Annotated in this window: 14 protein-coding genes and 1 pseudogene; 4 read left to right on the forward strand and 11 right to left on the reverse strand. The window is 70.8% G+C overall.

Annotation, left to right across the window (positions count from 1 at the left end; genetic code table 11):
- Position 1: 1 nt before the first annotated feature.
- Positions 2-1,021, forward strand: a pseudogene (locus AB0B55_RS11555) (LysM domain-containing protein); the annotation flags it as partial.
- A gap of 682 nt (positions 1,022-1,703) precedes the next feature.
- Here the strand turns inward: AB0B55_RS11555 and AB0B55_RS11560 are convergent.
- Positions 1,704-2,558 carry a DUF2231 domain-containing protein gene (locus AB0B55_RS11560; RefSeq protein ID WP_357132017.1) on the reverse strand — a complete coding sequence of 285 codons (855 nt, stop codon included), beginning with the start codon at positions 2,556-2,558 and terminating at the stop codon, positions 1,704-1,706.
- A 78-nt stretch (positions 2,559-2,636) separates the two neighbouring features.
- On the opposite strand from AB0B55_RS11560, the gene AB0B55_RS11565 reads away from it, so the two are divergent.
- Positions 2,637-3,437, forward strand: coding sequence for a crotonase/enoyl-CoA hydratase family protein (locus tag AB0B55_RS11565; protein ID WP_357171647.1), 801 nt, complete (start codon positions 2,637-2,639; stop codon positions 3,435-3,437).
- A gap of 1 nt (position 3,438) precedes the next feature.
- Here AB0B55_RS11565 and AB0B55_RS11570 read toward each other — a convergent pair whose 3' ends face one another.
- The 8 genes from AB0B55_RS11570 to AB0B55_RS11605 form a co-directional block, all read right to left on the reverse strand.
- Positions 3,439-7,143 (reverse strand): discoidin domain-containing protein, encoded by a 3,705-nt coding sequence (locus AB0B55_RS11570; RefSeq protein ID WP_357171649.1) that lies wholly within the window; start codon positions 7,141-7,143, stop codon positions 3,439-3,441.
- 133 nt (positions 7,144-7,276) lie between these two features.
- Positions 7,277-10,183, reverse strand: coding sequence for a discoidin domain-containing protein (locus AB0B55_RS11575; RefSeq protein WP_357171650.1), 2,907 nt, complete (start codon positions 10,181-10,183; stop codon positions 7,277-7,279).
- A gap of 211 nt (positions 10,184-10,394) precedes the next feature.
- The gene (locus tag AB0B55_RS11580) at positions 10,395-12,056 is read right to left on the reverse strand and encodes a glycoside hydrolase family 13 protein (RefSeq protein ID WP_357132029.1); all 1,662 of its coding nucleotides are present in this window, start codon (positions 12,054-12,056) and stop codon (positions 10,395-10,397) included.
- 98 nt (positions 12,057-12,154) lie between these two features.
- Positions 12,155-13,042: a carbohydrate ABC transporter permease gene (locus AB0B55_RS11585; protein ID WP_357132032.1), complete on the reverse strand. Its 888-nt coding sequence runs from the start codon at positions 13,040-13,042 to the stop codon at positions 12,155-12,157.
- A gap of 11 nt (positions 13,043-13,053) precedes the next feature.
- Entirely contained in the window at positions 13,054-14,013 is a 960-nt protein-coding gene (locus AB0B55_RS11590) for a sugar ABC transporter permease (RefSeq protein WP_357132035.1), read from the reverse strand.
- An 83-nt stretch (positions 14,014-14,096) separates the two neighbouring features.
- Entirely contained in the window at positions 14,097-15,476 is a 1,380-nt protein-coding gene (locus AB0B55_RS11595) for an extracellular solute-binding protein (protein ID WP_357132038.1), read from the reverse strand.
- Positions 15,477-15,770: 294 nt separating this feature from the next.
- Complete coding sequence (locus AB0B55_RS11600) at positions 15,771-16,775, reverse strand: LacI family DNA-binding transcriptional regulator (protein WP_357171652.1); 1,005 nt, start codon at positions 16,773-16,775, stop codon at positions 15,771-15,773.
- Between the two features lie 101 nt (positions 16,776-16,876).
- Positions 16,877-18,352 (reverse strand): FAD-dependent oxidoreductase, encoded by a 1,476-nt coding sequence (locus AB0B55_RS11605; protein ID WP_357171654.1) that lies wholly within the window; start codon positions 18,350-18,352, stop codon positions 16,877-16,879.
- Between the two features lie 89 nt (positions 18,353-18,441).
- Here AB0B55_RS11605 and AB0B55_RS11610 point away from each other — a divergent pair, with 89 nt between their 5' ends.
- Entirely contained in the window at positions 18,442-19,518 is a 1,077-nt protein-coding gene (locus AB0B55_RS11610) for a serine hydrolase domain-containing protein (RefSeq protein WP_357171655.1), read from the forward strand.
- On the opposite strand, the gene AB0B55_RS11615 is transcribed toward AB0B55_RS11610, so the two are convergent.
- On the reverse strand, positions 19,519-20,844 hold the full coding sequence (locus AB0B55_RS11615) for a deoxyribodipyrimidine photo-lyase (protein WP_357171657.1): 1,326 nt from the start codon (positions 20,842-20,844) through the stop codon (positions 19,519-19,521).
- On the reverse strand, positions 20,841-21,764 hold the full coding sequence (locus AB0B55_RS11620) for a phytoene/squalene synthase family protein (protein WP_357132054.1): 924 nt from the start codon (positions 21,762-21,764) through the stop codon (positions 20,841-20,843). Before AB0B55_RS11620 ends, AB0B55_RS11615 begins: the two co-directional genes overlap by 4 nt.
- A 64-nt stretch (positions 21,765-21,828) precedes the next feature.
- On the opposite strand from AB0B55_RS11620, the gene AB0B55_RS11625 reads away from it, so the two are divergent.
- The gene (locus tag AB0B55_RS11625; RefSeq protein ID WP_357132057.1) at positions 21,829-22,971 is read left to right on the forward strand and encodes a polyprenyl synthetase family protein; all 1,143 of its coding nucleotides are present in this window, start codon (positions 21,829-21,831) and stop codon (positions 22,969-22,971) included.
- The last annotated feature ends 11 nt before the right edge of the window (positions 22,972-22,982 follow it).

A 22,982-nucleotide genomic window follows, 5' to 3' on the forward strand; every position in this document is an offset into this window, starting at 1 on the left:
CATGTCCGCATCGGGTCGGTCCGTCGTACGGCGGACGGGACGCGTCCTCACCGGCCTCGGCGCGCTCGTCGTGCTCTGCGCCCTGGTGGCGGGCGCGCCGGTCGCGCTGCTCGCTTTCGCCGGCAATCCCCTGCCCGACCATCTGCCCACCCTCGCCGAGGTGGGCACCACCCTGACCAGCCGGGACGACGGGCAACTCTTCCTTCGGGCCCTGGCATTGGCCGGTTGGTTCGGCTGGGCCACGTTCACCTTCTCCGTCCTCGTCGAGTTGGGCGCGCAGACCCTGCGCCGGCCGGCGCCGAAGCTGCCCGGAATGAGCCGCCAGCAGAAGGCCGCCGCCGCGCTGGTCGGTTCGGTCGCCCTGATCCTCGCGGCCAGCCCGGCCGCCGCCAGCGCCGCCGCGGTCTACGTCGGTCCGGCGTACGCCCAGCCGAGCGCGTCGGCCACCACCACGCGGCTCACCGAGAGCACCCCGCTGGGCCTGGCCGCGAGCGGGCCCCGCGACGCCCTGGGGAGCGGGCCGCTCGGACTTGTCGCGCCGGGCGGGCCGAGCCCCGGCGACCAGGCTGCGCCGGTGTACCGCGTTGCCCGGGGCGACTACCTCGGCGAGGTGGCCGAGCGGTACCTCGACGAGTTCGACGACTACCGGCAACTCGCCAAGCTGAACCGGCTGGACGACCCGGACCGGATTCGTCCCGGGCAACTGCTCCGGCTCCCGGCGGAGGCCACCGACCAGGGCGCACGCTCGCACGCGACCGGCAAACTCGTCGGTCGACCCGCCGCGCCCACACCGCCCGCGCGACCGGCCCCGGAGCGGTCGGCGCCGGAGCGCACACAGCAGGCACCACCCAGCGGTACGGAGTCGACGGGTGAGGCACCCACGATGACCGTCGGCGCGGCCCGGGCCGGAACCACCGACCGGGTGAACCGACCGCTGGCCGTCTCCGCCGTCCTGGCCGTGGCGAGCATCGTCGGCGCCCAGATCGGCGCGGTCCTCGGTCTCCGCCGTCGGCCGGCCACGGCCGGCGCCGCACCCCGGCTGACTGCGGCCGCCCGTACCCCGCGACGCCGGTCAACCCGGGTCGGCGGCAGCTCCACCACCGAGAGCCGCGCCTCCCGGAGCGGCAGCACTGGTCGGAGCGGCAACCCCGGTCGGAGCGGCAGCACTGCTCGGAGCGGTGACGCGGGTCGGAGCGGCAGCCCTGGTCGGAGCGGTGAGGCGGGTTGGAGCGGTGACGCGGGTCGAGCGGGCAGTGGCGCCGCCTGGGCCGCCCGTCGTGCGGCGGCGGCCACCGAGACGCCCGCCCCGCCCACTGGCCCTCCGACCGGCACGCCGCTGGCCCTGCCCGGTCGTAGCGCCGGAGCGGTCGGCGAATGGGACGACGACGGCGTCCAGGGCGGTCGGCACCGGCGGGGTTGAGCCGGCACCCGCACGCGTAGGTCGCAGCCCCGCTCGCCGAGTTCCGCTCGAACGACGCCCGGGAGCTGCGGCCCACGCGCGGCCAACGCCCGAGCGCCATGGCCCACACACAGCCGACGCCCGAGCGCGAGTGGCCCACGCGCGGCCAACGCCCGAGCGCCGTGCCCCACACGCGCCCGGGAGCGGACACCCCGGACAGACTGATGCCACATAGTCATCAAGATGACTATGTGGCATCAGTGCGTCGAGGGCGGCCGGTCATCGTCGACCCCGCAGCACGCTGTCAGGGGAGACGGGTCTGGAGCACGCCGTCCTGGATGCGGGTGGGCAGGATCTGCTGGTCATTGCCGGAGGGACCTTGCATGACCTCGCCGCCGTTGAGACGGAACGCGCTGCCGTGCCACGGGCAGACCACGCACGCGTGGCCGTCGATCTCCTGGACCTCGCCCTCGCCCAGCGGCCCGCTCTGGTGCGGGCACCGCTCCAGCATCACCGTGACCTCGTCACCGTGGCGGTAGAGGATCACCGAGATGTCGTCGTCTACCTCTCGGGTGATCAGCGTGCGCTGCGGCAGGGTGGCCATGTCGGCCAGCGAGTGCCAGCCGTCGCTCATCCGGTGCAGCTCGGACACGCTCTGGTTGACCTGGGCGCCCTGCTTGTACGCCAGATGCCCGCCGATGTACGCGCCGAGGCTGACGGCGGAGAGGCCGAGGAACCCGAGCGCCCTGCCGACGCCGCTCCGCCCGGAGAGCCGCGCCGCCAGTGAGCCGGCGTAGAGGCCGACACCGACGGTGTTCGCGGCCGCGTGCACGAGGCCGACCCGGCGCTGGTCCCGGGAGAGCGCCGCCCAGTCGTTCAACCCGGCGACCGCCGCCGGCAGGGCGCTGACCGTCCCCAAGCCGACCAGCACGGTCGCCGGTCGGCGCTGCCCTGGCATCAGGTCCAGCACGGCGGCACTGATCCACGCCCCGACCGGCACCTGCACCATGGCCGGGTGCAGCGGGTGCCCCAGCGTCACGCCGTGCAGCAGGTCCCGCAGTCGCCGCGGTCGCAGCGTCCCCAGGACAGCCTTCTGCAACCGGTCACCCGCGCGGTCCAGCCGGGAGTCCTGCTCAACTTTCGTCAATAGCGCTCGCACGAGTACCGACTTCCCGGCGATCCCCCTCCCAAACCGGTCGCTGACGACAAACCTGCCGGGGGCGGGCATGCTGGCGGGATGGGTGTGCGGGTGGAGCGCAACGGGGCTGTCACTACGGTGATTCTGGATCGGCCGGAGGCGCGGAACGCTGTCGACGGGGCTACCGCTCGGGCGTTGGCGGATGCCTTCCGCGCCTTCGAGGCTGATCCGGACGCGGCGGTCGCCGTGCTGTGGGGGGCGGGCGGCACGTTCTGCGCCGGAGCCGACCTGAAGGCCATCGGCACGCCGAGAGGCAACCGGGTGGAGCCGGAGGGGGACGGCCCGATGGGTCCCACCCGGATGGTGCTCAGCAAGCCGGTGATCGCGGCCATCTCGGGGTACGCGGTGGCCGGCGGTCTGGAACTGGCGCTCTGGTGTGACCTGCGGGTCGCCGAATCCGACGCCACGCTCGGAGTGTTCTGCCGCCGCTGGGGCGTACCGCTGATCGACGGCGGCACGGTCCGGCTGCCTCGACTGGTCGGGGAGAGCCGCGCGATGGACCTGATCCTCACCGGGCGGGCGGTGCCGGCCGACGAGGCGTACGCCATGGGGTTGGTCAACCGGGTGGTGCCGACGGGCCAGGCGCGGGCGGCGGCCGAGGAACTGGCGACGGCGATCGCGCGGCACCCGCAGACCTGCCTGCGCAACGACCGGGCGGCCCTGCTGGCCGGCGTCGGACGGCCCGAGGCGGAGGCGCTGGCGACCGAACTGGCGTACGGGATGGATTCGCTGGACACCGACGCGCTGGCCGGCGCGGCCCGGTTCGCCGCGGGCGAGGGCCGGCACGGCACAACGCCGCCGGGAGGGTGGGACCTCCCGGCGGCGTCGGCTACCGGGTGAATCAGTTGCGGTTGATGGTGAAGGTCGTCGTGGGGTTCTGGATGTCCACCGCGTTGTTGCTCAGCCGCAGGTTGGTGAAGGTGACCGACCCGACGGCGGGACCCTGCCCGGACTCCGGCATGGGGTTGGCCCAGATGCCGAAGCCGGACTTGGCGTCGTAGGCGTCACCGCTCTTGCGGGCGCCGCTGATGGAGATGTTGGTGAAGACCGTGTCGGTGATCGGGTTCTGCGGCTGCCCACCGACGTAGTTGGTCTGGAACATGATGCCGCTGTAGGTCGGATCGACGATGTCCACGTCGCTGACGCGGATGCCCTGGAACACCTTCGAGGCGGAGAACACCCAGATCGCCGGGAAGGTCTGCCCACCCCAGAAGTGCCCACCGGCTCGCACGATCGAGATGTTCTCGAACTTCGTCGGCGGGCTCGCGCCGAAGCCGTTCATCGGGTAGCCGAAGTCGAGCGAGCTGATGGTGATGCCGGAGTAGACGAGCGTGTCCGCGATGTAGATGTTGCGGAACGTGTTGCCGTAGCCGCCGTAGACGGCCACGCCGGCGGCCCGCCAGGTCAGCGTCGACGTCAGGTTCTCGTAGACGTTGTCCTTCATGTCGGCGCCGCCCGCGTCGATCGCCGAGAACAGCGCGAAGCTGTCGTCGCCGGTGGCCCGGGCGTCGTTGTTGCTGACCAGGTTGTTGGTGCTGCCGTTGGTCATGTTGACGCCGTCGGCGAACAGGTTGCGGATCCGTGAGTTCCGGATCGTCATGTAGTCGGTGTTGGCGCCCCAGTAGAGGCAGACCTGGTGCTCGGCCCAGATGTTGTCGATCACGATGTTCGACACGTTGGAGAAGTCGAACACCTTGCCCGGACCGTCGATCCGCGAGGTGTAGTTGCCGAAGTACGCGAAGTTCTTGAACGACGAGCCGGCCGCCGAGTTCTCGGCCCGGAAGCCGATATCGGTGTTCTCCTGGCCGGACGGTGCGTTGAACCGGGTGTACCAGGGGCCCGCGCCGGTCACCTGGACCGCCTTGCCGTACACCTGGAACTTGGACGAGGTGGAGTAGTTGCCGGCGGGCAGGTACACCCCGATCAGGTTGCCGGTGGTGTCCATCCGGACCCGGTCCAGGGCGTTCTGCACGTCCTGGTGGGTGAAGCCGGTCGGCGTGGCGTACCGCGCCGAGTCCGGGTTGGCGATCGGCGACACCTGCTCGGTGTTGATGAAGTCGATCGCGTACGTGGTGGTGTTGGCCGCGTCCTTCTGCAGGCGGATCTTGCTGCCGGCCGGCACGGTCGAGTTGAGCATGACGTTGGCTTCGTCGTAGATGTGGCGCGGTCCGCCCGCGCTCGGAGTGTTCCCCGGGCTGGTCTCGTTGCCGTACAGCCAGGCGTAGCGGGACGTCAGGTCGATGGCCTTGTGGAACGTGCCGTTGACGTAGACGTTGAGCGTCGAGTTGATGCCCCCGCCGCCCGCCGCGTCCGGGATGGAGAAGCGGGTGACAAGCGTGTTGGTGCTGGCCCGGGTGGTGAACTCGACGTAGGCGCCGGTCGAGTTCAGGGTCACCGCACGCCGGCCGGACGCCTCACCGGCGACGTCGCCGACGGTCCGGTTCGGGCCCACGACGTTCGCGCCGCCGCCGACCACGCCGTCCTCGGCCTCGTACATGTCGTACGGCATGTTGGCGCCACGCCCGACGAAGAGCGGCTGGTCGGAGGTGTTGTTGGTCTGCTTCACCGGCAGTTCGTTGGCGTCGGCGGCGAGCACGACCCGGACGGTGTACTTGCCGTTCGCCGCCGTCCAGGTGCCCAGGTTGACCGGGCCGACGGTGGCCCCGGCGTTGATCACACCGGAGTACGAGCCGGTCAGGGTACGGACCACGGTGCCGGAGTCGTTGAGAACGGTGAGCGTGATGCCGTGCGAACCGGACGCCGACGCCACACTGCCGGCGTTGCGGATCGACACCGAGAACGTGACGGTGTTGCCGGCCGACGGGTTCCCCGGCGACCAGGCGACCGAGGAGGCGACCAGGTCACTGGTGGCGACCGGGCTGACGACCAGCGGGCTGGGGTTGGAGTAGCTGTTGTTGGTGTCGTCCTGCTCGACGACGGTGTTCGACTCGTCGACCTTCGCGCTGAGCGGGTAGCTGCCCGCGTCGCGGGTGCCGATGCTGGCGCTGACCGTGGTCGACGCGCCGGCCGCGAGGGCACCGACCGACGCGGTGCCGACCCGGGTGGAGCCCAGGTAGAAGTTGACGTTGGTCGCGGCGGAGGCCGCCGATCCGGCGTTCCGCACGGTCGCCGAGAGCGTGACGGTGCTGGTCTCGACGGGTGCGGACGGGCTGAACGACATGCCGGTGACGGTGAGGTCCGGGTTCGGCGCGGGGGTGCCGAAGACCTGGAACTCGGCCACCTGACCGGCCGGGGCGCCGGTGTTCGAGGCGATCGAGAGGCGTACGTCGGCCGCCGCGCCGGAGACCGGGATGGTCACCGTGTTGCCGCTGCCCGGGTTGAACGTGTAGTTCGTCGCGCCGACCAACGTGGTGAAGCTCGACGAGCCCTGGTCCCGGCCGAGCACGGTGATGTTCTGGGTACGCGTACCCCACGCCGAGTCCGGGTTGAGCTTCAGCACGATCTGGCTGAGGCTGGCGTTCGCGCCGAGCTGCACGGTCAGCGTGCTCGGGTTGCCGTTGCCCTCCCAGTAGGTGGCCACGTTGTTGTCGTTGGCGTTGGTCGCCACGAACGTGTGCACGTAGCCGGAGGCGGTGATCGGCTTGCCGACCGCCAGGTTGCTCCCGGTGGGCGGGTTACCGGTGCCGGTACGGGTCACCGTGTTGCTGTTCGACGACTGGTTGCCGGCCGCGTCCTTGGCCCGCACGTAGTACGAGACCGTGGCGCTGTCCGCCTGGCTGTCGGTGTACGTCAGCGTCGAGCCGCTGACGCTGCCGCGCAGCGCGCCGTTGGCGTAGACGTCGTACCCGGTCACCCCGACGTTGTCGCTCGACGCCGACCAGGTGAGCCGGATCTGACCGCTGGCCGGCTGGGTGTACGCCAGGTTGCCGGGGGCGCTGGGGGCCTGGGTGTCGGTGCTGCCGCTGGATCCGTACACCTCCACTTCGGAGAGCTGCGCGGCCGGCCAGCCGGTGTTGCCGGTGACCTGCACCCGGACGTAGCGGGTGCTGGCGGCGGTGAAGCTGACGGTCGCGGTGTTGCCGCTGCTCGGGTTGAAGGTGTAGTCGGCCGACGACTTCAGGGTGCTGAAGGTCGAGCCGTTGGTGGAGCTGAGCACCGACAGCGTCTGCGTACGCGTCTGCCAGTCCGACGACGGCGGCAGCTTCAGCACGACCCGGTCCACGCCGACCGTGGCGCCCAGGTCGGCCTGGATCCACTGCGGGAACGCGTTGTTGGCGCTCTCCCAGTAGGTCGAGGCGTTGCCGTCGTTCGCGTTGCTCGCCACGTAGTTCTGGTTGTAGCTGCTGGCGCTCATGGTGGCCGAGAGCCCGGCGAGCAGGGCCGCGCGGGCGGAACCCGCGGGTGCGGAGGCGGGCGTCGCCGCCGGGGCCGCGGTCGCGGGGGTGACGGCGGGAGCGGCGGCGAGGAGCAGTCCGGCGAGCGTGCCGGCGAGCAGTCGGCGGCGGGCCGGCGATCGGTCGGCTCGGACGGTCGAACCGGGCGAGCCGGTTCGCGGGGTGCCTCGGGTGGGGCCGTTTCTGGACATCGGTCGCTACACCTCTTTCGGGGGTGGTGTGGGGTGCGTTGCCCGGTGACGGGCGCAGGGGTACGCCCGTCGTGCCGCGACAGGTGGGGGACGGTGCGGTGGCCCCCGCCCTGGTCGGGCGGGGGCCGTCGGCCTAGCTGGAGTAGACCTCGAACTCGCTGAGCTGACCGGCGGGCCAGCCCGTGTTGCCGGTGACGGTCAGGCGCAGGTACCGCTGGCTGGTCGCCGTGAAGGTCACGGTGACCGTGTTGCCGCTGGACGGGTTGAAGGTGTAGCCGGCGGACGCCTTGAGGGTGTTGAACGACGAGCCGTCGGTGGAGCCGAGCACCGCCAGGTTCTGCGTGCGCGTCTGCCAGGCCGACGACGGCGGCAGCTTCAGTACGACCCGGGACACCGTTCGGGTCGCGCCCAGGTCGACGGTCAGCGACTGCGGGAAGGCGTTGTTGGCGCTCTCCCAGTAGGTGTTCGCGTTGCCGTCCACCGCGTTGGACCCGGCGTAGACGTCGGAGTGGCTGGTCTCGGTGATCGACCGTCCCGCCGCCAGGTTGCCGGTGGGGGCCGGCGTGGTCGGGGGCGGGGTGGTCGTCGGGGGCGCGGTGGTGGGCGGGGCCGTGGTCTGCGTGCCGCCGTACACCTCGACCTCGCTGAGCTGCGCGGCCGGCCAGCCGGTGTTGCCGGTCACGGTGACCCGGATGTAGCGGCGGTCACCGGAGGGCAGCCCGATCGACACGGTGTTGCCCGAGCCGGGTGCGAAGACCCGACCGGCGGACGACGCCAGCGTGCCGTACGACGAACCGTCCGTGGAGCCGAGCACCGACAGTGTCTCGGTGCGCTGCTCCCAGCCGGCGGGCAGCTTGAGCACCACCCGGTCGACCGAGCGGACCGCGCCCAGGTCGACGGTGACCGACTGCGGGAAGGCGTTGTTGGCGCTCTCCCAGTAGGTCGAGGCGTTGCCGTCCACCACGTTGCCCGCCGTGTAGCTCTGGTTGGTGCTGGTCGCGACCGTCGACCGGTTCAGCGCCAGGTTCCCACCGGTGGGCGGCGGGGTCGTCGGAGGCGCGGTGGTCGGCGGCGCGGTGGTCGGCGGCGCGGTCGTGGGCGGCGCGGTGGTCGGGCCGGTGGTCGGCGGGGTGCTGGGCCCACCACCCCACTGCGGTTCCGGCCACGGGCCGCAGTACGGGGTCGAGGTGTACCAGCCCGAGTTGCCCGAGCCCTGGGTGATCTGGAAGCCGCCACCCACGCAGTTGTGCATCGGGTTGCTCTGGGCGATGTTGGTGGCCCGCACGTTGGTGAACGACACCTGGCTGGGTGCCTGCACCTGGAGCGCGTACGTGCCGGCGCCGTCGATCCGGACGTTGGTGAGGTTGATGCCGCTGGTCTGACCCTCGATCCAGTGCAGCGCCGCGTACGAGCTGTCCAGGATGTCGGTGTCGGTGATGTTGATGGTGGCCTGCTGGAACGCCTCGTTCAGGGCGGAGAACCAGATCGCCCCGACGCCGAAGTTCCAGTTGTAGTCCGAGTTGCCGTTGCGGATCAGCGTGTTCCGGGCGATCGTCCAGGTGCCCCGGACGGCGGTGTCGCCCTGCACACCCGGGTAGCGGTTGGCGACGTGGATGCCGCCGCCGTTGGTCAACGAGTCGGCCGTCACGTTGTCAGTGATCTTGATGTCCCGGCCGCCGTAGCTGACCAGGTGGTTCGCCAGCAGCGTCACACCGATGGTGTTGTGCGTGAACGAGTTGTTGACGTTCGGCACGCTCTGCGCCCACATGGCGAGCGCGTCGTCGCCGGTGTTGCGGACGAACGTGTTGGTCACCGTCGAGTTGGTGACGCCGGTGTGGAAGTTCACCCCGTCCGCGGTCTGGTCGAGGATCCGGCTGTTGCGGATGGTGAAGTTGTCCATCGGCCCGTCCATCCACGCGCCGACCTTGGTGTTCTCCAACCAGAGGTTGTCCACCACCGAGTTGGTCATCGCCCCGCCCAGCGCGTTGACCTGGTCGTCGTCCACCCGTTCGCGGATGTCGCCGATGATGGCGAAGTCCCGCAGGGTGACGTTGCGGCTCGGCCCGTTCGCCTCGTGCGACCGGATCTCACCGGTGTAGCCGCCGCCGGGGACGTACTTGCCGTAGATGCCGGCAGCCCGCTTGCGGTCGGTGGGGTGCCGGCCGCCGAGCACCGAGTACCAGGGGCCGGCGCCGCGCAGGGTCACCCCGTCGACCACCACGTGGTCCCAGAGGGTGAACGTGCCGGTCGGGATCCAGACCGCCCGGCCCTGGGCCTTGCCGGCGTCGACCGCCGCCTGGAACTTAGCGGTCGAGTCGGTCGCGCCGGTCGGGTCCGCGCCGAAGTCGGTGACCACATCGATGACACCGGAGGGCTTCGCGATCGGCGCGACCACCTCGAAGTCGGCCAGGTCGATCGTGAAGGTGGGTGACTGGGCGGTCGAGGAGACCTGCAACCGGATCTTCGTGCCGGCCGGCTGGGTGCTGCCGAACAACGCCCGGGTCTCGTCGTAGAAGTGGTGCGGGTTGGTGTCGCCCGGGTTGTTGTTGAAGGGGTAGCCGCCGTAGTACCAGCCGTACTTCGACGTGACCGGGACCGACTTCAGCAGGTTGCCGTTGGCCCGCAGGTCGATGGTGGCGTCCCGGCCCGTGCCCGAGGAGTTGTCCGGCAGGCTGTACCGGAAGGTGACCGCGTTGGCCGGAGCGGTGAGCGTGAACTCGACGTACTCACCGACGGCGTCGAGGGTGACCGCCTCCCGGCCGGACGCCTCCGACGGCAGCGTGCCGTAGCGCCGGTCCGGGCCGATCTTCGTGCCGTTGTGCGCGGCCTTCTCCGCCTCCTGCTCAAGAAAGGGGACGGTGGCGCCCCGGCCGGAGATGTCGAAGGGGGACAACCCGGCCGCCGAGGCCGGGGTGGCACTGCCGGTGACCGCGAGGGCGGTCAGGGTGGTGGCCGCGAGCAGGGTGGCGGCGATGGCGGCCAACCCTGCCCGGGCCGGGTGTCGAAGGTGGGGCGGAGTGCCGGTGGTGTGGTTGGCCATGAGCTGCGCTCTCCCTTTCGTCAGGCAGGCCAGGTCCCCCGTGTCGGTGCGGTGTGGCGGTCCCTCGTACTCCCTTCGTGGGCGCGGTGGGCGGGTGGTGTGGTGGCGGGGGGGGGGGGGGGGGCCCCCCCCCCCCCCGGGGGGGGGGGGGGGGGGGGGGGGGGGGGGGCGGGGGGGGGGGCGGGCCCCCCCCCCACCACGTCGGGTCGGATCAGGTCAGGGCGGCGGCGTCCGCGCGCGGTCCGTCGGCCTCGTCGGGGGTACGCAGCCAGACGGCGGTGTCCGACGGCAGCAGCCCGTCGTCGAGGGGGCCGCTGGCCAGCAGCACCTCCCCGTCGACGGGCATCGGCACGGCCGCGTCGGTGAGGTTGACGAGGCAGTGGAAGCCGCCGCCGCGGCTGAAGGCCAGCACGCCGTCCGGGGCGGGCAGCCAGGTCAACTCGCCGTCGCCGAGCGCCGCCTCGGCGCGCCGGACGTGGATGGCCTCCCGGTACAGCTCCAGCATCGAGGCCGCGTCGCCGGTCTGCGCCAGCGCCGTCCGGTCCTTCCAGTCGGCCGGCTGGGGCAACCAGGGCGCCGCCGAGCCTTCCGGGCTGAACTCGAAGGGCGGCTCGTCACCGGCCCAGGGCAGCGGCACCCGGCAGCCGTCCCGCCCGGGGTCGACCCGTCCGGAGCGTTCCCACATCGGGTCCTGCCGCATCGCGTACGGGATGTCCTCGACCTCCCAGAGCCCCAGCTCCTCGCCCTGGTAGACGTAGGCGGCGCCGGGCAGCGACAGTGACAGCAGCGCGGCGGCCCGCGCCCGCCGGGTGCCCAGCTCCAGGTCGGTGGGGATCCCCTCGCGCTTCGCGGCGAAGCTGAACGTGGTGTCCGCCCGGCCGTAGCGGGTGACGTGCCGGGTCACGTCGTGGTTGGAGAGCACCCAGGTGGCGGGCGCGCCGACCGGCGCGTGCGCGCTCAGCGTGCCGTCGATGCTCTCCCGCAGCGCGGAGGCGTCCCAGGCGCAGCCGAGGAAGTCGAAGTTGAACGCGGCGTGCAGTTCGTCGGGGCGCAGGTAGTTGGCGAACCGTTGCCGGTCCGGCAACCACACCTCACCGATCAGCGCGCGGTCGGCGTACGAGTCGGCGACCCGCCGCCAGCCCCGGTAGATGTCGTGCACCCCGTCGAGGTCGTGGAACGGGTGCGGCCGGTCCGGCTCGACCTCGGGCAGCGTCCCGTCCTTCACGAGCAGGCCGGCGGAGTCGATCCGGATGCCGTCGACGCCCCGGTCGAACCAGAACCGCAGGATGTCCTCGAACTCGGCCCGTACCCGGGGGTGGTCCCAGTTGAAGTCCGGCTGCTGGGGGGCGAAGAGGTGCAGGTACCAGTCGCCGGGCGTGCCGTCCGGGTTGGTGGTGCGGGTCCACGTCTCGCCGCCGAACTCACCCACCCAGTCGGTGGGCCGCTGGTCGCCGTTCGGGCCCCGCCCGGGGCGGAACCAGAACAGGTCCCGCTCGGGCGCCCCCGGACCGCCGGCCAGCGCGGCCTGGAACCACGGGTGCGCGTCGGAGCAGTGGTTGGGCACCACGTCGACGATCGTCCGGATGCCCAGCTCGTGCGCCTCCGCGATCAGCGCCTCGACCTCGGCGAGCGTGCCGAAGACCGGATCGATGTCGCGGTAGTCGGACACGTCGTACCCGGCGTCGGCCATCGGCGACGGATACCAGGGACTGAACCAGATCGCGTCGATGCCAAGCGCGGACAGGTGGTTCAGGCGGGAGCGGATACCTGCGATGTCACCGATGCCGTCACCGTTGCCGTCGGCGAAGCTGCGTGGGTACACCTGATAGATAACGGCTCCACGCCACCACGGACTGCTGTCTGCTGTGGACACGAGCACCTGCTTTCTGCGTCAGTACGTCGCCGGGTACGCCGGTGGCGATTGTGTGTCGGACGAACGGCCGTTGTTCGCTCCGCTGTCTTCGGTGGTGGCTATCCCTTGATGCTGCCGGCGGTCAGGCCAGACATGATGTTCCGCTGGAAGATCAGGAAGACGATAACGGTCGGGATGGCGGCGATGACCGACGCGGCGATCACGATGTTCATGGGCGTACCGCCCGCGAAGGAGTAGATGCCGACACTGACCGTCCGGGTCTCCGGTGAGGGCATGACCAGCTTCGGCCAGAGGAAGTCCTTCCAGACCGCCGTCATGGCCAGGATCGCGACGACGCCGAGGATCGGGCGGGACATCGGCAGGATGATCGACCAGAGCGTCCGCAGCGACGTCGCCCCGTCGACCAGGGCCGCCGCCATCAATTCTTCGGGAATCGAATCGAAGAATCGCTTCAGCAGAAAGATGTTGAATGCGTTCGCCACCAGCGGCAGCCAGATGGCGAACGGCGAGTCGAGCAGGTTGATGTGCAGGATCGGCAGGTCGATCACGGTCACGTACTGGGGGACGATGAGCACCATTGCCGGAATCATCAGCGTGGCGAGCATCAGCCCGAGAATCACGTTGCCGAAGATCGGTCGCAGTTTCGACAACGAGTACGCGGCGGCCGCGTCGAGGACAAGCTGGAACAGCACCGCGCCGATCGCGTAGTAGAACGTGTTGAACAGCAGCTTGGCGAGTTCCAGGTTGTTCCAGGCGTCGATGTAGTTCTGCGGCTGCGGGTCCTTCGGGAACAGCGTGGGTGGGGTCTGCGCGATCTCCTGGCCGGACTTGAGCGCGCCGGTGACCATCCAGTAGAGCGGCCCGATAAAGACGAGCGTGAACGCCGTCACGACGACGACCAGCAGCGTCCAGTAGATGACCCGCCCGCGCCCTCGGCTGATCTGGGCATGCGAGATGAGGGTCCGGGTTCCGGAGTCCTGTGCCATTGCGCGCCGTCCTAGTCCTGTTTCGCAGTCAGCCGCACGTACACGGCGGAGAAGCCGGCCAGCACCACGAGCATGAGCACGCCGAGTGCGGCCGCGCCGTTGAGGTCGTTCTGGAAGAACCCGTGCTGGTAGATGAGGTACGCCACGGTGGTCGCGGAATCCTCCGCGCCCGCGCCGTTGGCGAGGATCAGTGGCTCGATGAAGAGCTGCATCGTGGCGACGATCTGGATCATCGCCAGGAGCGCGAGGATGAGCCGGGTCTGCGGGATCGTCACGTGGCGGATCCGCTTGAAGATCCCGGCGCCGTCGAGCTCGGCGGCCTCGTACAGTTCGCCGGGGATGTTCTGCAGTGACGCCAGGTAGATCAGCACAGCGCCGCCCATGTTCATCCAGGTGGACGCGATCACCATGGCCGGCATCGTCATCTCCGGCGACTGCATCCACTGCGACGTCGGCAGGTGCAGCGCCTTGAGGATCGCGTTGAACAGCCCGGCCTCGCTGGGGTCGTACGCGTAGAACTTGAAGAGGTACAGGGCCGAGGCCGGCGGCAGCATCACCGGCAGGTAGACCAGGATCCGCAGGTAGCCCTTGGCGTGCCGGAACTCGTTGAGCAGGATCGCCACGAAGAACGGCACCGCGTACCCGAGCACGAGCGCGAGCAGCGTGAAGTAGAAGGTGTTCTTCCATGCCGGCCAGAAGCTGGGGTCGGCGAGGAGGCGGGTGTAGTTGTCCCAGCCCACCCAGGTCGTCTCGCCGCGCCGGGTCCGCTGGAAGCTCATGACGACGCCACGGACCATCGGGTACCAGGAGAAGACCAGGAAGCAGAGCACGGCGCCGATCAGGAAGGCGTGCCCGGTGAGGTTGTCCCGTACCTTGCGGCCGAGGCTCGTACGCTGCTTCGGCCCTGCCGCGTACGACGGCATCGGGCGGCCCGGTTTCCCGGGGGCCTGGGGGGCGGCGGTGATCGCCACGGCACACTCCTGCGGAGATCGGTGGGGCGGACGGTACGGCGCCGGGGTGTGGGGGCCGGTGCGACGGCCCCCACACCTGCGGATCAGCTCTCCGCGGCGAGGAGCTGGTTGACCTTTTCTTCGGCCGTCTTGAGCAGCGCGTCGATGTTCGCGTTCGGGTTCGTCAGCACCCCGGACATCGCGGCGTCGAGCACCGCGTAGATCGCCTGGGCGTTACGCGGCTCGCCCTTGATCGGCACCGGGGTCGCCTCGAAGAGGGCGAAGTTCGTGGTGTCGACGTTGGCGTTGGCCTTGCGCAGCTCGAGTTCCTGCTTCTGCACCTCACTGCCGTTGGCGAACAGCAGCGGCTGCGGCAGACCCACCGGGTAGTTCTGCGGCTTGGCGCGCACGTAGTCGAACTGGCCCTTGCCGGGGGTCAGCTTCTGGTACGCGATCCACTTCAGACCGGCCTTGACCTGCTCGGGAGAGAGGTCCTTCTTGAAGAAGTAGCCCTCGCCACCGCCGAGCGTGCCCTTCGCCGGACCGTCCTGGCCGGGCAGCGGGCTCATCGCCCAGTCCTGGAACTTGCCCTGGAACTGGCTGACGATCGCCTGGGTGGCGTCCGGCGCGCCGATGAACATGCCGACCTTGCCCGCGCCGGCGTTGGTGAGCAGGTCACCCCACTGGAGCAGCTGACGGGAGCCCATGCTGTTGTCGCCGTACCGCATGTCCTTGATGTTCTGCAGGACCTGCTTACCCATCGGGTTGTTGAAGTCGGCCTTCTTGCCGTCGGCCGTGAGCACCTGGCCGCCCTGCGAGTAGAGCAGCGAGGTGAAGTGCCAGCCGCCGGTGTTGCCGGCGCTGTACTCCGAGTAGCCGGCGATGCCGTTGCCGAGCGCCGAGATCTTCTTGGCGGCGGCCCGGACCTCGCCCCACGTCTTGGGCGGGTTGTTGACGTCCAACCCGGCCTGCTGGAACAGGACCTTGTTGTAGACCAGGCCCATCGAGTAGTTCTTCACCGGTACGGCGTAGAGCTTGCCGCCGTCGGTGAAGACCTCCTTGAGCGCCGGGTCGACGCTGTCCCAGGTGGAGATCGTGTCCTTGTTGACGTACTGGGAGATGTCCATCGCCTGACCGGAGTCGAGCACCTGCTGAAGATCCGTCATGTACCCGTAGAACACGTCGGTCACGGTGCCGCCGGCCAGGCGGGCGGTGAAGTCCGGCGGGTTGTTGCACTGCTCGCCGACGCTCACGCTCTTGATGACGATGTCCGGGTTCTGCTTCTGGAACTCGGCAACGTCGTCGTTCCAGTTCTTCAACAGCTCTTTCTGCGCGCCGACCGGCTGGCAGTCGACGGTGATGGTGACCTTGCCGCCGGCGGTCGAGTCCTTGTCGTCACTCTTCGTGGAGCATGCCGTGAGGCTGAACCCCAGGCCGGCCACGAGCGCCAGCGTCGCAGCCCTTCGGTATTGCGGTACGGACATCTGTCCATCCCTTCGGGAACGGGTGTCTCCATGAGATGCGCTGATCTGCGGTGATACGACCTGACGCCCTGTAGCTGCGCCGAAGCCAGGTGTGAGTGGAGTCACTGTAACGAGCACGACTCATTTCAGCAAGGTGTCGACGAGGTTTTGAAAGGACTCGACATCGGGGCGACAGACGACGACAGGATGCGGGATTGCGCCCGTTATGCGGCTACTTGCGCACCAAAAAGGCCGTCGACCGCGAGAGCGGTCGACGGCCTTCGGGGAAGGTCGGTCAGTGGGCCAGGAGCGCGATCACCGGCGGGGTGCGGGCGCGGTCGAGCCGCGGACCACCAGCTCCGGCTCGAACAGCAGCTCGTCCTGCAGGACGCCGGCACCCTCGATCTGGGTCACCAGCAGGTCCACCGCCGCCTGTCCCATCGTCTCGATCGGCTGCCGGACAGTGGTCAGCGGCGGATCGGTGCAGGTCATGAACGCGGAGTCGTCGAAGCCCACCACCGAGATGTCCGTCGGCACCGCACGACCCAGCCGCCGGGCGGCCCGGATCGTGCCCAGAGCCAGGACGTCGCTGGCGCAGATGATGCCGGTCACGCCCCGCTCGACCAGCTTCGTCGCGGCGACCCGGGCGCCCTCCATCGAGAAGCTGGAACGCTCGACGCACTCCCGTTCGGCGTCACTCCAGTCGGCGGCCTGCACCATCGCGTCCAGCTTGCGGCGGGACGGCACGTGCCCCTCCGGGCCGAGCACCATCCCGATCCGCTCGTGGCCGAGCGAGCGCAGATGCCCGTACGCCTGCTCCACCGCCACCGCGTCGTCGGTCGAGACCCGGGGAAAGCCCAGCTCGTCCACACCGGCGTTGACCAGCACCACCGGGAGGCCCCGGTCGGTCAGCCGTCGGTAGTGGTCGTGCCGGGCGTCGGCGAGCGCGTACGAGCCGCCGGCGAAGATCACGCCGGACACCTGGTGGTCGAGGAGCATCTCGACGTAGTCCATCTCGGACACGCCGCCGATGGTGCGGGCGCACAGGGCCGGCGTGTAGCCGCGCTGGGCGAGCGTCCCGGTCACCACCTCGGCGAGCGCTGGGAAGATCGGGTTCTGCAACTCGGGCAGCACCAGCCCGACCAGCCGGGCACGCTCACCGCGCAGCTTGGTCGGCCGCTCGTAGCCGAGCACGTCGAGCGCGGTCAGCACCGCCGTCCGGGTCGCCTCCGAGACACCGTCCCGACCGTTGAGCACCCGGCTGACGGTGGCCTCGCTGACGCCCGCCTTCTTGGCAACTTCAGTCAACCGCTTGGTCACGGCCGCAATCGTACGTCACAGAAATGAAAGAAATGAACCGTGAAACGGTCAGATTTTGCGGTGCAACTGTCGCAGCTCGCCAGGCTTCAACCGGTTCGTCGTCAGGACAGATCGCGCAGCGCGTCCTCGATGGCACGGTGGAACGTGGGGTACGCGTAGATCATGTGCCGCAGTTGGCTCAGCGGCACGGCCGCGTGCACCGCCACCACGAGCGCCGACAGCACCTCGCCACCGGCCGGGCCGACCGACGTCGCGCCGATCAGCACGCCCTGGTCGGCGTCCGCGACGAGCTTGATGAAGCCCTCGTCGCCGACCCGGTGGATCCAGCCCCGGGTCGAGCTGCTGAGCTTGGTGAACCCGACCTGCACGTTGATCCCGCGTTCGCGGGCCTGCCGCTCGGTCAGCCCCACGGCGCCGACCTCGGGATCGGTGAAGGTCACCCGGGGCAGCGCGCGGTAGTCGGCGCGCGGGACGGTACCGGCCGAGCCGCTCGATCCGCTGGCGGCCAGCGAACTGGAGGAACCCATCGCACCGCCGACCACGCTGGCGGTCCCGCTCGCGTCCGGGCCGGCGGTCGCCTGCCGGTAGTGGGCGAGGACGTCGGACACCACGATGGCCGCCTGGTACATGGCGATGTGCGTGAACGCCCCCTCGCCGGTCAGGTCACCCACCGCCCAGATGCCCTCGGTGACGTGCATCCGGTCGTCCACCGGCAGGTAACGCTGCTCGGCGTCGACGCCGACGGTGTCCAGCCCCAACTCCTCCAGGTGCGCCCGACGCCCGGTGACGACGAGCAGGCGCTCGGCGGTGAACTCCGCCCCACCACCGCCGTGCAGCGTGAAACGGTCACCGTCATGGTCGACCCGTTCGGCGCGTACCCCGGTGTGGATCTCGACGCCGTCGGCGCGCAGCGCGGCGGCGGCAACGTCGGAAGCCTCCGGCTCCTCCACGGCCAGCACCCGGTCCAACGCCTCCACCACGGTGACACGGACGCCGAAGCGCGCGAAGACCTGGGCCAGTTCCAGCCCGATCGCGCCACCACCGAGCACCAGCAGCGACTCCGGCAGCTCCTCGACCTCGATCGCCTGGTGGTTGGTCCAGTACGGCGTGTCGGCCAGGCCGTCGATCGGCGGCACCGAGGGCCGGGTGCCGGTGCCCAGGACGATGCCGTGCCGGGCCTGGAACACCTGGTCGCCGACGCGGACGCGCGCCGGGCCGTCGAGCCGGCCACTACCCCGGACGAACCGGCCACCCTTGCCGGTGAACCGGTCGACCGCGACCTTGTCGTCCCAGGTGTCGGTGGCCTCCTCGCGGATCCGCTTCGCCACCGGCGCCCAGTCCGGCTGGACCTGCGCCGTGCCCGCCAGCCCGTCGACCCGACGCGCCTCGGCGAGCGCGTTGGCGGCCCTGATCATCATCTTGCTCGGGATGCAGCCCCAGTACGGGCACTCGCCGCCGACGAGGTCCCGCTCGACACCGACGACGCTCAGGCCGGCCTCGGCGAGTCGCTCGGCCACCTCCTCGCCGCCCACCCCGAGGCCCACCACGACAACATCCACCAGCTCCGGCTCCGCCACCGGAACAGCATCCCCCAACGGCACCGTCCCGACCACCGGGGTCCGGAAAGTCGGCGGGCGTACCGCTCCGGAGCGCCTACGGTGATCCGATGCACGCACGCTTCGCCCCCGTCCGGGACTGCTTCCACGACCTGCTGACCGCCGGCCGGGAGACCGGTGCCAGCCTCACCATCTGGTACGACGGCCAGCCGGTGGTCGACCTGGTGGGCGGGTTCCGCGCCGGTGACGGGCCGTCCGGCCAACCGTGGCGACCGGACACGCTGGTCAACGTCTACTCGGTCGGTAAGCCGGTGGCCGCGCTGTGCCTGCTGCTACTCGTCGACCGGGGCCGGGTCGACCTGGACTCGCCCGTGCAGCGGTACTGGCCGGAGTTCCGTACCCCGGCCACCGTGCGGCACGTGTTGTCGCACACCGCCGGGCTGCCGGCGTTCCCGGTGCCCCGGCCGGCCAGCGCGGTCGCGGACTGGGCGCTGCTCGCCGGCGACCTGGCCGCCGCCGAGCCCGAATGGCCGCCCGGAACGCTGGCCGGCGAGCACGCCTGGACGTACGGCCACCTGGTGGGCGAGCTGGTCCGCCGGGTGGACGGCCGCAGCGTGGGCCGCTTCCTCGCCGACGAGATCGCCGGCCCGTGGCAGCTCGACCTCGGGTTCGGGCTGGCCGAGACGGACCAACGGCGCTGCGCGGACCTGCGCTACGGCGACCCGGAGTGGCCGATCCGCAAACTGGGCGAGCCGGAGACCCTGCGGGCGAGGGCGTTGGGCAACCCGGCCGGTGGGCTGGACCTCGCCGTGCTGAACAGTCCGCTGTGGCGGGGTGCCGAGATGCCGGCGGTCAACCTGCACGCCACCTCCGTCGGCCTGGGCCGGCTCTACGCGGGTCTGCTGGCCGGCGGCGTCCTGGACGGCGTACGGCTGTTCAGCCCCGCCCTTCTCGACGAGGCGACCCGGGTCCAGTACGACGGCCCGGACGTGGTGCTGGACCGCCGGGTCCGGTGGACGCTGGGCATGCAGTGGGAACCCGACCTCAGTTGGGGCATGGGCGGGCTCGGCGGCAGCAGCGCCTGGGCCGACCCGGTACGCGGCTACACGCTCGCGTACGTCACGGCACAGCTCGCCGAACACGACCGGGTCGACGAGTTGGCCGAGGTGCTGCACTCCTGCCTCTGATCAGCGCAGCCAGACCGGATCGGTGCCGGGCACGGTGAGCGGCGGCGGATAGTCAAGCGCGCGGCGAAGGTCGTCGGGCAGCTTCCACGGCTGGTGGATGGCCTTGCCCGACACCTGCGCCAACTCCGGCACCCACCGGCGTACGTAGTCGCCGGCCGGGTCGTACCGCTCGGCCTGCCGGACCGGGTTGAACCCCCGGTACGGCTTGGTGTCGTTACCGGTGCCGGCGACCCACTGCCAGTTGCCGGAGTTGTTGGCCACGTCGCCGTCGAGGAGCCAGCGGAAGAAGACCTGTACGCCGGCCCGCCAGTCCTGCCCCAGGTGCTTGGTGAGGTAACCGGCGGTGATCAGCCGGGCCCGGTTGTGCTGCCAACCCTGGGCCCGCATCTGCCGCATCCCGGCGTCCACGATCGGCATGCCCGTCCGGCCCTCGGCCCAGGCCGTGCGGGCGTCATCGTCGTAGCGCCACTCTTCGGTGGCGCCCCGCCGGTACGCGGCCGTCGAGATCTGCGGGAACGCGGCGGTGACCTGGTAGTAGAAGTCGCGCCAGCAGATCTGCCGCACGAACGGACCGGACCGGTCGCCGGCCCGGTTGGCCACCGACATCGGCGACACGCAACCGAAGCGCAGGTACGGGCTGAGGCGGGAGGTGTCGTCGCCGGCCATGTCGTCGTGCTGGTCGTCGTACCGGCCCAGCTCGGGCAGCCAGTCGGCGAGCCGCTGCCGGGCGACGCGTTCGCCGCCGACGGCCGCGTCCGGTGACTCCCCCGCCGGCAGCGCCGGCAACCCGCCCACGCTCACCCCGTCGGGCAGCACGATGCGGCGCGGCGCGGCCAACTCCTCGCGCCACCGGGCGGCGGCCCACGCCCGGTGGTAGGGGCTGAACACCCGGTAGTGGTCGCCTCCGCCGCCGGGCCGCAGGGCGCCCGGCTCGACGACCGTCAGCCCCGGAAAGAGCCGCAGGTGCAGCCGGTGCCGCTCGCACTCGGCCCGCAGTCGGCGCTCCCGCCGGCGGGCGTAGTGGCTGACGTCGGCGGAGAGCGCCACGGCGGTGGCACCGACCTTGCCGGCCAGCCCGATCGTCTCGGCCACCGGGTCGCCGCGCCGCACCACCAGGTCGCCGCCGCGCTCGCGCAGCGCGTCCCGCAGGTCGGCGAGCGCCTGGTGCAGGAACCGGGTGCGGTTGGCCGACAACCCGGCCAGGGTCGGGTCGAGCACGTACAACGGCACCACCCGGTCGAACGCCGCGCAGGTCGTCGCCAGCGCCGGGTGGTCGTGTACCCGCAGGTCGCGGGTGAAGAGCACGACCGCGGTGCCCCCGCTCACGGGGCCGCCGGCTGGACCGTCGGGCCCGGGATCGTGACCGGGGTACCCGTCGACGTCAGCAGAGCACGCGCGGCCACCGCCATCCGTCGCCGCTGCGGCACCAGGGCGCGACGGGCGAACACGTCGTAGTCCTGCGCGGCCACCTCGTCGAGGATGCCGCCGTAGAGCGCGTACGCCGTGCGCATGCACGCCTGCGAGGCGGGAGCGAGCATGGTGATGCCGGGCGCGGCGGCGGCGTAGTGCGCCTGGGCCCGGGTCACCTCGTACTCGATCAACTCGCGGGTGCGGGGCGTGCCCTGCCCTCGGTCGCGGGCCTCGATCAGCTCCTCGCGGGTGACGCCGAACTTCGCCAGGTCCTCGTCAGGGAGGTAGGTGCGGCCCCGGTCGAGGTCCTCGGCGACGTCCCGGATGAAGTTGGTGAGCTGGAAGGCGAAGCCGAGCTGCCGGGCCGGCTCGCGGGCCGCCGCCGGGTCGGAGCTGCCCAGGATCGGCAACATCATCGTGCCGATCACCGCCGCCGAACCCTCCATGTAGTCGAGCAGGTGGTCGTATGTCGGGTACGAGGTGACCGTCAGGTCCATCGCCATGCTCTTGAGAAACGACGCGAAGTCGTCCCGGTCCAGATCGAAGATGGCGATCGTGTGCAGCACGGCCGGCAGCAGCGGGTCGTCAACCGACGCGCCGTGCAGGCCAGCCACGAACCGGCTGGCCCAGTCGTCGAGCAGGGCGGCCCGCTCGGCAGGTGGGAGGGCCTCGGTGCTGTCGACGATCTCGTCGGCGTACCGCGTGAATCCGTAGAGGGCGTGCACGTGTCGCCGTTTCCACGCGGGGAGCAGCCGGGTGGCGAGATAGTAGGTGCGGCCGTGACGTTTGTGCAGCTCACGGCACCGGTCATAGGCAGCGGTGAGATCGGTGTCCACGGGCCCTCCTCAAATATCGACGCACCAATCGACGCAACTCGTACCCTAGGGTACGCTCGTCCACATGGCCAACGACGCAGTTGCGGGCAACGCGGTACGTGTGGCGCCGACGGAGCCAGGCGAGCGGGACGACCCGGTCCGCGCTGTCCTGGCCGCTTACACCCAGGACCTGATCACTGCGGTCGACGAGACCCTCTCCACCTTCCTCACCGCCGAGGTCGACACACTCACCGAGATCGACGCAGCCATGGGCGGATTCGCGTCCGCCGCACGCGCGGCCGTGCTGTCGGGCGGAAAGCGGATCCGGTCCACGTTCGGCTACTGGGGCTGGCGCGGGGCCGTCGGTGGCGACGAACCGCTCCCCGCAGTCCTGCCCGCGCTGGCCGCGCTCGAACTGCTGCACACCTTCGCGCTGGTCCACGACGACGTGATGGACGCCTCCACCACCCGTCGCGGCCGGCCCACGGCACACGTCGCGCTCGCCGCCCAGCACGTCGCCGCCGGTCACCGGGGCGACCCGGACCGGTTCGGCGAGGCCGCCGCCGTGCTGATCGGCGACCTCTGCATGGTCTGGGCCGACAAGCTGCTCGCCCGCACCGCCATCACCCCGGCGAGGCTGTTCGAGGTCCGCCGCTGCTACGACCAGATGCGGGTCGAGACGGTCGCGGGGCAGTACCTGGACGTGCTCGGCGAGAACGACCCGGAAAGCTGGTCGGTCGATCGGGCGCTGCGCGTAGCGCGCTACAAGACCGCCAGCTACACCGTGCAGCGACCGCTGCTGTTCGGCGCCCGCCTGGCCGGGGTGACGGTCGACGACGCGCTGGTCACCGCGTACACCCGCTACGGCCTGGCCGTCGGCGAGGCGTTCCAGCTCCGCGACGACCTGCTCGGCGTCTACGGCGACCCGGAGTCGACCGGCAAACCGGCCGGCGACGACCTGCGCGTCGGCAAGCCCACCACGCTGCTCATGCTGGCCCGCCAACTGGCCACGCCGAGCCAGCTCCGGGCGCTGGAGCAGACCGACGGCGAACCCGTCGAACGGCTCGCCGACGTGGTCGCCGCGACCGGTGCGGTGGCCCGGGTGGAGCGGATGATCGCCGAGCGGGTCGGCGATGCCCTGGCCGCGCTCGACAGCGCGCCCGTGGACCGGACGGCGCGTACCGCGCTGACCGGGTTGGCCACCGCTGCCACCAGTCGGCGGGCCTGATGACCGAGGAT

Origin of the sequence: Micromonospora sp. NPDC049107, assembly GCF_040648595.1 — a bacterium.
Taxonomy (GTDB): domain Bacteria; phylum Actinomycetota; class Actinomycetes; order Mycobacteriales; family Micromonosporaceae; genus Micromonospora.

Excerpts from the sequence above, each read along its gene's own strand:
- AB0B55_RS11565 (WP_357171647.1), top strand. The coding sequence starts at position 2,637 with ATGGGTGTGCGGGTGGAGCGCAACGGGGCTGTCACTACGGTGATTCTG.
- AB0B55_RS11570 (WP_357171649.1), bottom strand. The coding sequence starts at position 7,143 with ATGTCCAGAAACGGCCCCACCCGAGGCACCCCGCGAACCGGCTCGCCC.
- AB0B55_RS11575 (WP_357171650.1), bottom strand. The coding sequence starts at position 10,183 with ATGGCCAACCACACCACCGGCACTCCGCCCCACCTTCGACACCCGGCC.
- AB0B55_RS11585 (WP_357132032.1), bottom strand. The coding sequence starts at position 13,042 with ATGGCACAGGACTCCGGAACCCGGACCCTCATCTCGCATGCCCAGATC.
- AB0B55_RS11595 (WP_357132038.1), bottom strand. The coding sequence starts at position 15,476 with ATGTCCGTACCGCAATACCGAAGGGCTGCGACGCTGGCGCTCGTGGCC.
- AB0B55_RS11610 (WP_357171655.1), top strand. The coding sequence starts at position 18,442 with ATGCACGCACGCTTCGCCCCCGTCCGGGACTGCTTCCACGACCTGCTG.
- AB0B55_RS11625 (WP_357132057.1), top strand. The coding sequence starts at position 21,829 with ATGGCCAACGACGCAGTTGCGGGCAACGCGGTACGTGTGGCGCCGACG.